Origin of the sequence: Succinispira mobilis DSM 6222, assembly GCF_000384135.1 — a bacterium.
GTDB classification, from domain to species: domain Bacteria; phylum Bacillota; class Negativicutes; order Acidaminococcales; family Succinispiraceae; genus Succinispira; species Succinispira mobilis.
On record NZ_KB913028.1, the window covers coordinates 468,532 to 482,358 of the forward strand.

The 13,827-nt window shown below is 38.6% G+C and carries 14 protein-coding genes; 13 read left to right on the forward strand and 1 reads right to left on the reverse strand.

Translation table 11 applies throughout. The features are described 5' to 3' along the window. The first annotated feature begins 1 nt into the window (after position 1). Positions 2 to 271 carry a 4-hydroxyphenylacetate decarboxylase small subunit gene (hpdC, locus tag SUCMO_RS0102210; RefSeq protein ID WP_019878802.1) on the forward strand — a complete coding sequence of 90 codons (270 nt, stop codon included), beginning with the start codon at positions 2 to 4 and terminating at the stop codon, positions 269 to 271. Positions 272 to 469: 198 nt separating this feature from the next. After that, positions 470 to 1,783, forward strand: a complete 1,314-nt coding sequence (locus SUCMO_RS0102215; protein WP_019878804.1) for an MFS transporter — start codon at positions 470 to 472, stop codon at positions 1,781 to 1,783. 434 nt (positions 1,784 to 2,217) lie between these two features. Here the strand turns inward: SUCMO_RS0102215 and SUCMO_RS0102220 are convergent, their stop codons facing one another. Then, the gene (locus SUCMO_RS0102220) at positions 2,218 to 2,553 is read right to left on the reverse strand and encodes a hypothetical protein (protein ID WP_019878805.1); all 336 of its coding nucleotides are present in this window, start codon (positions 2,551 to 2,553) and stop codon (positions 2,218 to 2,220) included. Between the two features lie 126 nt (positions 2,554 to 2,679). Between SUCMO_RS0102220 and SUCMO_RS0102225 the strand changes: the two genes are divergently transcribed. From SUCMO_RS0102225 to SUCMO_RS0102275, 11 genes are all read left to right on the forward strand, one after another. Then, positions 2,680 to 3,357, forward strand: a complete 678-nt coding sequence (locus SUCMO_RS0102225; protein ID WP_019878806.1) for an SGNH/GDSL hydrolase family protein — start codon at positions 2,680 to 2,682, stop codon at positions 3,355 to 3,357. Beyond that, positions 3,350 to 3,913, forward strand: a complete 564-nt coding sequence (locus SUCMO_RS0102230; protein WP_019878807.1) for a DUF4125 family protein — start codon at positions 3,350 to 3,352, stop codon at positions 3,911 to 3,913. The genes SUCMO_RS0102225 and SUCMO_RS0102230 overlap by 8 nt, the downstream gene beginning before the upstream one ends. A 51-nt stretch (positions 3,914 to 3,964) precedes the next feature. Continuing rightward, positions 3,965 to 4,501, forward strand: a complete 537-nt coding sequence (locus SUCMO_RS0102235) for a DUF4125 family protein (protein WP_019878809.1) — start codon at positions 3,965 to 3,967, stop codon at positions 4,499 to 4,501. A 361-nt stretch (positions 4,502 to 4,862) separates the two neighbouring features. Further along, positions 4,863 to 5,291, forward strand: a complete 429-nt coding sequence (locus tag SUCMO_RS10900) for a CtsR family transcriptional regulator (RefSeq protein ID WP_019878810.1) — start codon at positions 4,863 to 4,865, stop codon at positions 5,289 to 5,291. Between the two features lie 5 nt (positions 5,292 to 5,296). Beyond that, a complete protein-coding gene (locus SUCMO_RS0102245; RefSeq protein WP_019878811.1) occupies positions 5,297 to 5,854 on the forward strand; it encodes a UvrB/UvrC motif-containing protein in 558 nt (185 codons plus the stop codon). Between the two features lie 30 nt (positions 5,855 to 5,884). Beyond that, positions 5,885 to 6,928 (forward strand): hypothetical protein, encoded by a 1,044-nt coding sequence (locus SUCMO_RS0102250; protein WP_019878813.1) that lies wholly within the window; start codon positions 5,885 to 5,887, stop codon positions 6,926 to 6,928. Between the two features lie 4 nt (positions 6,929 to 6,932). After that, entirely contained in the window at positions 6,933 to 9,353 is a 2,421-nt protein-coding gene (locus SUCMO_RS0102255; protein ID WP_019878814.1) for an ATP-dependent Clp protease ATP-binding subunit, read from the forward strand. 53 nt (positions 9,354 to 9,406) lie between these two features. After that, the gene (radA, locus tag SUCMO_RS0102260) at positions 9,407 to 10,771 is read left to right on the forward strand and encodes a DNA repair protein RadA (protein WP_019878815.1); all 1,365 of its coding nucleotides are present in this window, start codon (positions 9,407 to 9,409) and stop codon (positions 10,769 to 10,771) included. A gap of 108 nt (positions 10,772 to 10,879) precedes the next feature. Further along, entirely contained in the window at positions 10,880 to 11,362 is a 483-nt protein-coding gene (locus SUCMO_RS0102265; protein ID WP_019878816.1) for a CarD family transcriptional regulator, read from the forward strand. Positions 11,363 to 11,446: 84 nt separating this feature from the next. Then, entirely contained in the window at positions 11,447 to 12,595 is a 1,149-nt protein-coding gene (locus tag SUCMO_RS0102270; RefSeq protein WP_019878817.1) for a PIN/TRAM domain-containing protein, read from the forward strand. Between the two features lie 19 nt (positions 12,596 to 12,614). After that, a complete protein-coding gene (locus tag SUCMO_RS0102275; protein WP_019878818.1) occupies positions 12,615 to 13,799 on the forward strand; it encodes a bifunctional 2-C-methyl-D-erythritol 4-phosphate cytidylyltransferase/2-C-methyl-D-erythritol 2,4-cyclodiphosphate synthase in 1,185 nt (394 codons plus the stop codon). The last annotated feature ends 28 nt before the right edge of the window (positions 13,800 to 13,827 follow it).

The following is a 13,827-nucleotide window of genomic DNA, read 5'->3' on the forward strand; positions in this document are numbered from 1 at the left end:
GATGATGAACGAAAAATATAATCACTTAGACTGTGTGAATTTCACACCAATAGATGTAGCTAAAGGTTTTTGCAATGCACATCATGCGCAAATTATGTTAATTGATAGTGATACTTGCCCAATGTTTGAAGCTAAACAAAAATGCAAATTTTGCTCTAACTTAGCAGATATTGATGAAAAAGGCATGGGTACTTGCCAAGGTTATGCGAAAAAGGATTGGGCTTATGCAGAAATGGCAGCGCCATTTTGTGAAAAATTCTCTAAAAAATAGCATTTAACAATAAAAAAGCGGGTGTATTTATGCACCTGCTTTTTTAAAAAGCAAATTATGGGAAAAAACTAATTATTTGCACTAGATAGGAGCGCTTCAGAGTTGAATTGTGCGAATATGGTTTTTAACTAAAAACTACAGGCATAAAGGTAAGTATTTGGATTTTCAAGAATTTTAAATATATAGAGGTGAAATGTAATGGATGAGAAAAAAGCCAAGAGCATGTCTTATTCCGTAATTGCTGCCGCATGGCTCGCAGTATTTTGCTTGTTTGGCTATCGAGCTACGTTTGCAATTTTATCAGGGCCGATGTCGAAAACTATGGGTTGGACAGGGGCTGAAGTATCTTTAGGCTACTCCTTGATGATGACTGTGTATGCAATTACCGCTTTTTTCAGTGGCATGATCTTAGATAAATGGGGTACGAAGCCGGTATATGCAATAGCTTCGGTATTTTGCATGTTGGGCTTTTATTTAACCGCCCGTGTAGATAATTTAATGATGTATTATGCTTGCTATGCAATTTTTGCTGGTATTGGTACAGGGATGTTGTGGGTATCTTCGACTATTTCTGTAAGAAAATGGTTTGTGGGTAGTTATTATGCCAAAATGTGGGGTATTGCGTTTGCCGGTGCACCAATGGCACAAGTTCTTTTGAGCTTAGGCGTAAAACCAATGTTGGTGCAAAATGCCGCGCAATGGCGTGATGCCATGAATTATTTGGGCTGGCTATCTTTAGTAGCGCTATTAGTAGCGGCAATGTTGGCTAAGAAAAATCCAGAGCAATATGGAATTCAAGCTTTTGGTAGTCCGCCAGCAGGAGCAGGTGGTGCCGCAGCACCGAAAGAATATGTTTGGAATATTAGTCAGGCTTTTGGTACTTTCCCAATTTGGGCAGCAATTATCGCCTTTTTAACTAGTATGGTTGCCGAGTTCTTGATTTGGACACAAGTTGTACGCTATTGGACAATGGACTTAAAAATGTCTTTGGATTTAGCAACTAATTTGTATGTAGTAATTGGGATTGCCGGAATTTTCACTATGCCACTTATGGGCGTAATTTCCGATAAATTAGTTGGCAAGTTGCAAAATGAGGTAAAAGCTCGGAAAACGATGTTGATTTTTGCGCCACTTGTAGGTGTGGCGGCTTGTGTTTTGTTGTTAACCATGGGACCTTCTTCGGTAGTATTAGGGGGCGTGATTTGTATTTTATTTGCCACTTACTGGGCGATTGAACCAGGGGGCGTAGTTGGTTATACTGGGGCAATTTATGGTCGGGTAAGTTTAGGTAAAATTTGGGGTTTGGCGACTTTAATTGTTATGGGAATTGGGCCAGCTCTAGGTAGTTTTATGGGTGGTTATTTGGCAGATAGCACTGGTAACTTTTCTGCTTCAATTAAATTTGCGATGGTAGCTTTTGCAATTTCAGCGGTAGTAGCTTTTCTAATGCCGCTAACTGTTAAAGTTCCCGAAGAAAAACCTGTAGAAGTTGGGCAAGCTCAACTTAGATAAAATGAGCATAAAGTAGAGTACAGTTAGACTGATAAATGCAGTTAGTAGATTAAATGAAATACTGAGTATTTATAGTGCGTAGCTAAAAATATAAATCTGTAAGCGTGTTTTTCGCTGCTCTTGTTTGCAAAAGAGAACTAGGGGCTACGCAGCAGATTTTGTAGACCGATATAAGTAAGGCGGAAACTAAGGAGATAGACTAATGGATATTTTGACTTTGACTTATAAAGTGCTTGAAGTTCTAGATGGTTTATATAGCTATTGACTGGTTTTTGCCTAGGAATTTTTAAAACCACAAGTTTGGAGAACACGACTCTAGAACTTAATATTTAGGATAAGATAATTTAAAAAGCTAAGTGTTAAACTGGTTAGCTTAACACTTAGCTCCTAAAAATTTAGTTTGGCTATGTTAGATGGTTAGGGTGGTGATTAGATTAACGTTTGTTATTTACTAAAATCTTTTTTAAAACCAAGCCGGTGAATAAAAAGCCGGATTCGAAGGCAATAAGACCCTCGTTAGCGTCGGCATATTTATAAACCGATTCGTGCACGTACAGACAAACATCACCATTTTGTTGACAGTCGAATTCTTCGAGGTTTTCCGTAGGTGCTCCGAGTTCAGCATCGGCGGTGAGGTTGATTTTGACAGTTCCTGCTCCTTGGTGGATGTGGGTGTTAATATAGAGCCGAGCGGCACCTTTGCCCCGCGCGGCAATGTATTTACGAGCCTTGTCAGTTATGCTAAAAGAAAAGTTTCTTTCGAGTAACATGGGAACATCTCCTCTCATCATCTTAATAAGTTGTTGAGAAAATTATAACATAAACAAGAAAACAACACAAATTTTTATTATAACATATTTGTGAAAAAATAAAAAGAAGAAAGTGGGGAGCCTATCTTGGGAAAACAAATAAAAATTTTGCTGATTGCAGATAGCTATGCTTTACCACGTTTAGCGGTAAAATCCGCGCAGGTAGAATTGAAATATTTACAAACTTATCCCGAACAGTTGCGCCGCAATTTACATAACAACCTAAACACAGATATTGTTCTACTAACCTTGGCGGAACACGCTCAAGTTACAACTTGTTTGCAAGTTGATATGCCGATGCAAGTGCGGTTTTTAGAACCTGATTATATTGTTATTCAATTAGGCTTGGCAGATTTGTGGCCGGCTACAGTTAAGAGGGGGGCGCCACGATATCCTTTTTTACAAGGCTGTGATCCATGGGTAAATTTAGCGGAATATCGTGCCAATATCAAAAATTTTGTCGCGTATTGTCGCCGAGAAAATTCTGCTGTACAAGTGATTTTAATAAATATTCCGTGGGTGTCGGAAAATCAGTATTGGCGTAATCCAGAGGCTTATGAGCGTACACAAACCTATAATAATTGTTTACAAGAACTGTCTGAACAACTAAAAACAATTTTATTAGATTGGTATAATCTTAGCAAACAGTTGGGAGAACAGATTTTGGGTAGCGATGGGCTGCATCTTAATGTAGTTGGTAGCAGCTTGCTAGGTTCTGAGTTAGCAAATAAAATTATACAGCAAGTAGGTGAGAGTGATGGATGAGCGGGAAACACTAATTAAGGCGATAGTTGTCTTGGAAGAGGAAATGTTTGTGCAAGTAAATGCCGCTAAACAAGAACCGGCCTGGTGCCAGCAGGCATTGGCGACATTTAGGTGTATGCGCAATATGAGCCACAGTGTTTTAAGTGCGGAAACCTTACGTTCCTATTTGCAAGATTTACAGCGTGCCAAACTGGAAGGCCGAAATTTGATTTTAGAGAAATATGCGCGGATGGATAATCTTTGGCCACAAGTGACTCCACATCAGTATTTAGATTTTATTGCGGTTACCGAAAATACTTGGTTACAAGATTTGAAAGCGGAATTTCCTAATTTGTTGGGACAACAGGATCGTTTTTTGAACTATGCGATAAGTGAGTGGTCAACCTATTCCGCGCAAACTTTGGAGTTGTATTATCAAGATTTGTTAATGGCTCAATTAGCCGGGATAAATTTAGTTAAAAAGCGTTATGAAAATTTATATAAGAGATTAGGTTTTGCAAATTTGAAAGAAGTGGAAAAATTAGCTAAGAAAAAACTCGCAATTCTAGAAGTTTAGAAGGTGAATGATAAGAATTTGCTCAAAAAAATAAAAATATGGAGGGTGGATATGAATAAAAAAGATCTTTTAACCGAAATAGTAGCAAAAGAAACGAAACTATTACAGGCTTTGCATACGGCAGAACCAGTACCAGCCAACACCTTGCCAGCGTTTAAAAGAATGCGTCAGATGACTTATGTTGTGCTTAGTGAGCAAACTTTACAGAGTTGGCTAAATGATTTGCAAATAGCCGAACGTTATGGGCGCAATCCGCTAATGGAAAAATATGCTTTGATTGCTGGGCAGATAGCACCACTTAAAGAAAATCCCTTGATTGGGAAAATTGTAGAACAAGAAATGCAATGGATGGATGCTTTGAGTAAAAATTACCCGAAATTAATTAAGCGCGAAGCTCAAACAGTAGAGCTTTTCGAAAAATATGCACAGTCGGAGTTGCAAAGTTGGTCCGATGCCTCTATTGAACTTTATTGGCAGGATGTGCAGTGTGGGGCTGCAAAACAAGAAAATTTTGCGCAACTGCGCTATGAATGGTTAGCAAAAAGTTTAGGCAAGAGCTGTTTACAAGAGCTGGAAGACAGTCTCTAACCTTTACATATATTATTTTCTCCTCTTTTTTTAGTAAGCTTGCTTAGAATTATTCTGAGCAAGCTTACTTTTTTATAGATATATTTTGTAGGTATGCCTTCTACAAATAAACTGATTTTTTCTAACTACTAAACTGAAAATATTAGGTTGAAATTAAGATGAAATAGTAATATTTACCTGCTTTTGATAATTAAGAGGTCGTTAATTCGATTTTGTTGTGAGATACTAGCTTGAAAATGGTTAAGGAGAATAAAAGGTTATTTAGAAAAATTGTAAATTTTTTGTGTCGTGGCGTTTTTTACTTGTGAAAAGTCAAAAAGTCAAATATAATATAAGCAGCGAACTGATAGGAGGGGTGAAGTTGGGGAGAAAAATAGCTGATATTATTGAAGAGTTTATTTTATGTCAGTTAGCGGCTGCCGAACACGAAGATATTTTGCTAAGTCGTAATCAGTTAGCACAACAGTTAAAATGCGCACCATCGCAGATCAGTTATGTATTGCAAAGTCGCTTTACGGCGGCTAAAGGTTTTTGTTTGCAATCTAGACGGGGTTCGGGTGGCTTTGTGAAAATTTCACGGCAAAATAGTGAATTAGCCGAAGACTTGCAGCTGGAACAAGAAGCTTTGAAAAAGATATTACAGGAGTTGTTAGTTGCCGAAGAATTAAGCGAATGTCAAATACACGTGTTGCGGGCACTACAAGACCTATTAAAGCAAGAAACATGTAGTAAGGCACAGTTAGATTGGGTAAAAGGAGCTCTTGTGCATATAGTAAAATTATCGGGGTGATAAAAATGAAAGATTTGAGAAATATGTTATGCAGTAAATGTCATAAAAATCCAGCTGAAGTTTTTATGACTAGTATTGTCAATAATAAAAAAATAGAAGAAATTTTGTGCTTGGAATGCGCGCTGAAAAAAGAAGAAGTATCGCAAATGTTAAAACAAGATAGTCAATTTCAGCAGTTTGTTGATCAGGCACTACAAATAAGAAAACAAGTTGCACCAAGGGAGGTGGCCAAAATAGAAACACAAACTAAAGAATATAAGTTAGAGGTTATGGAAGATTGCCCAGTTTGCGGCACCGGTTTAGAAAAAGTCTTAGAAAGCGCGAGTGTTGGTTGTGGCCATTGCTATCAGATTTTTGCGGCAGATATTGAAAAAATGTTACCAGAAAATATTTTTGCTAACTATATGGGAAAAATTCCTAAACGGTCACGCGCAGAAGATAACATAGAACGAAAACTATTGATTTTAGAGAAGAAACTTGAAGAAAGCATTAAAAAAGAAGAATATGAGAAAGCCGGGGTACTGAAGGCTGAGATTAAAAGCTTGCAACAGGCGCAACAATAACAGTACGGCTGAAAGTAAACGAGGTAAAATATGAAAAAAAGAGAAATACAAAAAATACCTGCATGGTTGGCGGGAGTTAGTTCCGAAAATCAAGAAGTGGTGTTGTCTAGTAGTTTAAAGTTAGTAAGAAATATTAAAAACCTACCCTTGCCTTATACTGCCAACAGAGAGCAAATGTTAGAAGTCAAAGAACGTTTAAGCGTGGCTTTAGACGTTTTGCAGACGCAAGGCTATACGGCTTGGGAAATGGATGAGCTAACGGAATTAGAAAAAGATGTGCTTTATGAAAAACATTGTTGGTCGCCAGAATTGACTGTGGCGACAGATGTTATGTCTTTATATACTAGCTCAGAGTTTAATAGCAATATCTTGCTGAATTATAAAGATCATATTCGAATTCGCAATTTTGCCGTAGGTCTGAAATTACAAGAGCTTTATCCGCAAATTAGTTTATTAGATGATTTATTGGAAGAACAAGTCGAATATGCTTTTAGCAATAAATATGGCTATCTAACCAAAAGAATAGCTGATGTGGGCACGGGTTTGACGGCCAGCGTAGTTTTGCATTTGCCTGCTTTAGTGGGGATGGAAAAAATTGAAAAAATAGTTAAGGGACTGGGTAAATTAGGTTTAGAACTGACTAGGCTATATAAAGACGATCACAAACATGCCTTAGGCAATTTATATGTATTACGTAATTTACCGAACTTCACGGAAAATGAACAAGAAATTATCAATAAAGTTACGGGAATTGCCAAAGATTTTGTCCGCCGGGAAAAACAAATGCGCAATGTTTTGTATTCTAAAGCCAATAATATCGTGGAAAATTATGTTTGGCGAGCGATTGGTTTATTGAAGTATGCACGCAGACTTAGTGCGGCAGAAATGTTAAGCTTACTAAGCTATGTGGGGATTGGGATAGATTTAAAGATTGTTACTAGTGTTGAGTGGTTAACCTTGAAAAAATTGATGGTACAAGCTCGCGACGGGCATATCCAAGCACAATATGGCAGTAAAATTAATATAGATGAATTACGCGCGACATTAGTGCGTGACGTATTTAAGGAGGTGTAGTTAATTGTATACTAGACTTACGCCAGAGGCGGAAAGAATTTTAAAAATTGCGGAACAAGAATGTGCACGCTTTAAGCATTCACACGTGGAAGTGGAACATTTGTTTTTGGCAATGTTACTGGATGAAGAAAATATCGTAAAGAAAATTTTACGAGACTTAAAAATAGATATTGCGGAATTAAAGGAAAGTATCTTAAGTGTTATTCGCGAAGGTAGTAAAGGCGGTAAGGTAACTTTTGGCAATAAAATCAATGATGTATTTATGATTGCAGCTCAAGAAGCAATTAAGCAGCAAGAAAAATCAGTAGATGTAATTCATTTGTTTATTGCAATATTATTAGAGGGTAATAATATTGTAGTGGAAATTTTAGATGATTTTGATGTTACCTTAGAGAGTGTGGAAAAATTTGGCGAACAGTTTTTAGAAAATAATCCTTTAGAAGACTTCTTGCAAGCTTATGATTATAAAGCTGACTTTCTAGAACGCTTAGGTGATTTTGGGCGTAATTTAAATAAATTGGCCCAAGCCGGGAAAATTGACCCGTTAATTGGTCGCGAGAACGAACTAGAACGAGTAATCCAAATTTTATGTCGCCGGACTAAAAACAATCCGATTCTTTTGGGTGAACCAGGCGTGGGAAAAACGGCTATTGTGGAGGGGTTGGCGCAACGCATTGTGGCTAAAGATGTCCCGGAATTTTTGTTGGATAAGGTAATTGTTTCCTTGGAAATTGGTTCTTTGGTTGCTGGGACAAAGTACCGTGGTGAGTTTGAAGAACGCTTAAAACATATTATTGAGGGCGTTCAAGAAGCTGGAAATATAATTGTGTTTATTGATGAAGTTCATAGCTTAATAGGCGCTGGTGGTTCGGAAGGCTCGGTAGACGCTGCTAATATTTTGAAACCTGCTTTAGCTAGGGGGGAATTTCAAGTAGTGGGAGCAACCACCTTAGACGAATATAAACGCTATATTGAGCGGGATGTAGCTTTAGAGCGCAGGTTTCAACCAGTGCAGATTACCGCGCCGACTGTCGAAGAAGGTATGAAGATTTTGCAGGGCTTGAAAGAGCGCTATGAAAAATATCATAATGTGCAGATTACAGCTCAAGCAATTGAAAGTGCTGTACAGCTATCAGAACGCTATTTGACCGAACGCAGTTTGCCAGATAAGGCGATTGATTTGTTAGATGAGGCTTGTGCACGAGCCAAAATTAAAAGTTGTTTGCCAAGTCCTAAAGTCAAAGCTTTACATAGCAAGATTGAGAGTAAACAACAGGAAAAAGAGCGGGCTGTTAAAGCTGAGGATTTTGCACAAGCTGCGAAATTACGGGATGAGGTTTTGGCCTTGCAAGAAAAGTTAGAAAAAGAACAAGGCTTGCAACATAAAGATAATCGCAAGAATTCTAAGGTAGACGCGGAATTGATTGCCAATGTTTTGTCGGCTTGGACTAAAATACCAGTTACGCGTTTAACGCAAGGTGAAAGTGAACGTCTGTTAAACTTAGAAGCGCGGTTGCATGAACGAGTTATCAGTCAAAATGAAGCAGTGCAGGCGGTGTCTAAAGCGATAAGACGGGCGCGGGCAGGAATTAAAGATCCTAAACGTCCGATCGGCTCATTCTTGTTTTTGGGACCAACTGGAGTCGGGAAAACTGAGTTAGCACGTGCTTTAGCAGAGGTACTGTTTGCCAATGAAAATAGCATTGTGCGTTTTGATATGTCGGAATATATGGAGAAACATACAGTTTCTCGTTTGTTGGGAGCACCTCCTGGCTATGTAGGCTATGCAGATGGCGGTCAGTTAACTGAGGCTATTCGACGCAAACCCTATTCAATAGTTTTATTTGATGAAATTGAAAAAGCACATACTGATGTATTTAATGTCTTATTGCAAGTTTTGGAAGATGGTCGGTTGACAGATAGTCGAGGTCGGATTGTTGATTTTAAAAATACGGTAATAATTATGACTAGTAACATTGGGGCTAATCATTTTAAAAGTTCCGAGGGACGGCGCTTGGGTTTTGCTACGGAAAGTTCGCAACAAGCGGCAAGTAATGTGAAAAAATTAGTGTTAGAAGATGTACGGAAACTTTTTAGACCAGAGTTTTTAAATCGGATTGATGATATTATTGTCTTTGATTCGTTGCAGGATACAGATTTGATTAATATTGTGAAAACGATGATTAAACAGTTGCAGACGAGATTACTTGAAAAAGAGATTAAGTTAGAGTTGACGGATGCTGCTTATCAAGAAATTATTAAAAATGGCAAAGATTTAAAATATGGAGCTAGGCCGTTGCGTCGCGCTATTCAGCGTTTATTAGAAGATGAATTGAGTGATAAATTATTAAAAGGTGAATTGCAGAGTAAAAAAACCTTACAGGTTGATTGCCAAGAAGGCAAGCTGTCTTTTGCCCAAGTATAAAAGTAGAGACAGGGGCAGGATGGTTTGCGTAGGGCAAAAGGCTAGGGGGAAATATGGCAAAGATAAAAACAAAATTTGTGTGTCAAAACTGTGGCTATAATACGAGCAAATGGCAGGGGAAATGTCCTGAATGTCAAACCTGGGATAGTTTAGTAGAAGAGCTTGAGCAAGCGAGTAAGGTAACCACTGGTTACCTTACTGCTAATGCGGCAAAACCGAGAAAATTGATTGAAGTTCAAGTTGGGAGCGTGGAACGTTTGCCTACGGGGATTGCTGAATTTGATCGGGTGCTAGGTGGTGGAATTGTACCTGGCAGTTTGGTGCTTTTGGGGGGCGATCCTGGAGTTGGTAAATCTACGCTAGTTTTAGATGCCGGGATAAAATTTAGTATGGCTGGGCAAAGAGTTTTTTATGTTTCTGGGGAAGAATCGGAAATGCAAACGAAGATGCGGGCGCGCCGAATTGGGGAAGCGGGCTCGGAGTTGTTTATTATGACGGAAACGCTATTGAGTAATATTTTGTTGCAAGCCGAACAATTGCAACCCCAGATATTAGTAATTGATTCTATTCAGACAATGTATAATGAAGAAATTGCTTCATCGGTAGGCAGTGTGGGACAGTTAAGAGAGTGTACGGCAAAACTCTTGAAATTTGCTAAAACTAGTGGGATTGCGGTGCTGATTATTGGACATGTAACTAAAGAAGGCAATATTGCTGGCCCGAAATTGTTGGAGCATATGGTAGATGTAGTTTTGCACTTTGAAGGGGAACGTTCTTATTCTTTTCGGGTACTTAGAGCCTTGAAAAACCGTTTTGGCACAACGGATGAGGCAGGAATTTTTGCGATGACTGAACAAGGCTTGCAGGAAGTTCCTAATCCTGCGGCGCTGTTTCTACAAGAACGCAAACAAGCGGTGGCTGGGGCGGTAGTAACAGCTTGTTTAGAAGGTAACCGACCATTATTGGTAGAGTTCCAAGCGTTAGTAGCGCAAACTCCTTTTGGAATGCCCAGGCGTACGGCAGTAGGTTTTGATTATAATCGAGTGAATATGCTGTTGGCAATTTTAGATAAGCGCCAAGGAATTGATATGGGGATGCAAGATGCCTACATCAATGTTGTGGGTGGTTTGAAAATTACGGAAACCGCGGCGGATTTAGCGGTTATAGCGGCATTGGTATCTAGTTTTAAAAATATTGAGATTGAACAAGATGTATTAGTTTTAGGCGAAGTGGGGCTGACGGGAGAGGTACGGCGGGTACCGCATTTGGCTAAACGACTTAAAGAAGCACAGGCTGTGGGTTTTAAAAAATTTATAGTTCCAGCCGCAAATTTATCAGAAATAGGTAAAATGTCGGGAGTATTTGCTGTAGATAACCTAGAAGAGGCTTTACGGAAAATTTTTCCACGAAACCGTTAGAGTATTTGACAAGCTAGTAATGGCATGGTATAATACAAAATTTGACAGAATGCTCGGGTATGCTAATATTAAGCTAGTCAATTATTTTTACAAGGGGGTAACAACACAATGTTTGATATAGGAGATAAGGTTGTTTATCCTATGCATGGTGCTGGGGTTATAACTAGTGTAGAAAATAAACATGTGAACAATAAAGATAGTAAGTATCTAATTGTACAAATGGTCGTAGGTAGCATGATCATTATGATTCCCGAGACAAACGTTGAACATGTAGGTTTGCGTGAAATAATTAGTAAAGATAAATTGCGAGTTATTGAAGAGATTTTACAAAATAAAGAGCTGACTAAAGAGCCGATGGTAAATTGGAATAAACGCTCTAATTTGTACATTGAACAGATTAAGTCTGGAGATATTTATCAAGTGGCTACGGTGGTGAATATTCTTATTCAAAAAGAACGACATAAGAAAATATCAACGGGTGAAAGACGGATTTTAAACACCGGCAGACAGATTTTGCTAAGTGAATTATCCTTGGTCTGCAAACGTGACTATCATGATATGCAGGAATGGTTAGATAAAATTTCTAGTTAGTTATCAACTATATAAAACTCCCCCTACAGATAAGAGGTGGGAGTTTTAGTGGTTTTTTTAGATACATAAAAAGGAGGGTTGTCTATGTTAGAGAAAGTATTAAGATTTACGGTTATTGGTTTGTTCTCCGTAGTGGGCTTTGTAATTTTTGCAAATTACTTAACACCCCTAATAATGCCCCTAATAGATTTGGAATTCTTACATATTGGCGTGTTTGGTTTTACAATTTTAAACTTACTATCGATGTTAGGTGGCGGCATTTTATTTGGACTTATAGGCTATATATTAGCACCAATTGGCATAGCTCGAATTATCCATTATACAGAGGCTAGTACTGCGGTATTAGCAAAAGTACCTACCGTAGATATTTTGTTGGCATCTTTAGGGATGTTTATTGGCTTATTGTTGGCTAATTTAATCGGAGAACCAGTGTCACGTGTACCGATTGTTGGACGATATTTGCCCCTGTTTGTTAGTATTATTTTGGGGATAACTGGTTTAAAAGTGGCTCTACGCAAGAAAAATGATGTACTAGAAATATTGCCTGCTTTGTTGCCTAAAGGTGGTTTTAAGGATAAGTTAATCCAAAGTTTAGGTATTAATAAGGCGACTAACCCCAAAGAACTATGCGCGCAAGGGTTTTGTATGTACAAAATTTTAGACACTAGTGTGATTATTGATGGACGGATTGCCGATATTTGTAAAACTGGTTTTGTCGAAGGGATTATTGTAGTACCGAAATTTGTGTTAGAAGAGTTACAGAAAATAGCAGATTCTTCAGATGCGTTAAAAAGAAATCGTGGGCGTCGCGGTTTAGATATCCTTAATGAAATGCAAAAGGATAAAGCTTTCCAAATTCATGTGGAAGACACAGATTTTGATGATTTAACGGAAGTTGATGCTAAGTTAGTGAGGTTAGCTCAGGTAATGGGTGGGGCCGTGGTAACTAATGATTTTAATTTGAATAAAGTAGCAGAATTACAAGGTGTAAGAGTTTTGAATATTAATTTATTGGCTAATATGGTTAAGCCATTGGTTTTGCCAGGTGAGGAAATGCGTGTTCATGTGTCCAAAGAGGGTAAAGAACCAGGACAAGGCGTAGCTTATCTGGAAGATGGGACCATGATTGTCATTGAAGGTGCAAGACGCTTTTTAGGTGAGGATCTTGTAGTAATTGTAACTACAGCTTTACAAACTGCGGCTGGTCGGATGATATTTGCCAAACTAAAATAAGTGTAAGGAGCGAGAAAATATGAGACTAGCAGTAGTTATACCAGCAGCAGGTTCAAGTGCCCGGATGCAAGCCGGTATGAACAAAGTTTTTATTGAAATTGCTGGTAAACCTATTTTAATCCATACTTTAGAAAATATAGCTAAATGTGAGTATGTGGGCACCGTATTTGTGGTAGTGGGAGCACAAGATGTTGAACCTACCAAAGAGTTATTGCAAAAATATCAAGACACTTTTCCCGAGATCGCCTGGCAAGTTTTAGCTGGTGGCAGCGAGCGCCAGTACTCAGTATTTAGTGCACTTAAACTTCTGAAACCTAATATTACGCATGTAGCAGTGCATGATGGGGCTCGTCCTTTTATTACCAAAGAGATATTTTCTCAATGTATAGCAGTAGCGCAGGTAACTAATGCAGCGATTGTAGCGGTGCCGTGCAAGGATACTATTAAACGCGTCCAAGAGCAGTTTGTGGACAGCACTTTGGAACGTAACGGGTTGTATGCGGCCCAAACCCCGCAAGTATTTACTAAGGAATTGTTATTACAAGCTTATGAGCAAGCTAAAAAAGATGGCTTTCTGGGTACGGATGATGCTAGCTTAGTAGAGCGATTAGGGGTGCGAGTGGCTGTAGTTAATGGAGAATCTCGTAATTTTAAGATTACAACCCCAGATGATTTGATTGTTGCGCAAGCTTTTATGCAAGAAAAATCAGCGCAAACTATTTGTCCGGTGGCTCGTGTGGGGCAAGGTTATGATGTGCATGCCTTAGTTCCAGGGCGAGAGTTGATTTTAGGGGGAGTTAAAATTCCTTATGAATTTGGTTTAGCGGGACATTCTGATGCTGATGTTTTGTTGCATGCTATCAAAGATGCGATACTGGGAGCGTGTGCTCTCGGTGATATCGGGGATCACTTTCCAGATACGAGTGAGCAATATAAGGATGTATCCAGTTTATATTTATTAAAATGTGTGCACAAAATCATTAGTCAAGCTGGATATCAAGTTTGCAATGTGGATGCGCTAGTAATGGCGGAACAACCTAAATTAGCACCTTATAAACAAATGATGCGCGCTAATATTGCCCAAGCGTTGCAGATTGACATTGACTTTGTAAATATTAAAGCTACAACGACCGAAAAATTGGGGTTTGTTGGGCGACGTGAAGGGATGGCAGCGCAAGCAGTTGCGACTGTGTTGAAAAAATAATTTAGTGGATTTTTAGGAGGATTTTAGT

Coding starts and splice junctions, on each gene's coding strand:
- radA (WP_019878815.1), top strand. CDS start 9,407: ATGGCAAAGATAAAAACAAAATTTGTGTGTCAAAACTGTGGCTATAAT.
- SUCMO_RS0102230 (WP_019878807.1), top strand. CDS start 3,350: ATGGATGAGCGGGAAACACTAATTAAGGCGATAGTTGTCTTGGAAGAG.
- SUCMO_RS0102265 (WP_019878816.1), top strand. CDS start 10,880: ATGTTTGATATAGGAGATAAGGTTGTTTATCCTATGCATGGTGCTGGG.
- SUCMO_RS0102270 (WP_019878817.1), top strand. CDS start 11,447: ATGTTAGAGAAAGTATTAAGATTTACGGTTATTGGTTTGTTCTCCGTA.
- SUCMO_RS0102235 (WP_019878809.1), top strand. CDS start 3,965: ATGAATAAAAAAGATCTTTTAACCGAAATAGTAGCAAAAGAAACGAAA.
- SUCMO_RS0102220 (WP_019878805.1), bottom strand. CDS start 2,553: ATGTTACTCGAAAGAAACTTTTCTTTTAGCATAACTGACAAGGCTCGT.
- SUCMO_RS0102215 (WP_019878804.1), top strand. CDS start 470: ATGGATGAGAAAAAAGCCAAGAGCATGTCTTATTCCGTAATTGCTGCC.
- SUCMO_RS0102245 (WP_019878811.1), top strand. CDS start 5,297: ATGAAAGATTTGAGAAATATGTTATGCAGTAAATGTCATAAAAATCCA.
- SUCMO_RS0102250 (WP_019878813.1), top strand. CDS start 5,885: ATGAAAAAAAGAGAAATACAAAAAATACCTGCATGGTTGGCGGGAGTT.
- hpdC (WP_019878802.1), top strand. CDS start 2: ATGATGAACGAAAAATATAATCACTTAGACTGTGTGAATTTCACACCA.
- SUCMO_RS0102275 (WP_019878818.1), top strand. CDS start 12,615: ATGAGACTAGCAGTAGTTATACCAGCAGCAGGTTCAAGTGCCCGGATG.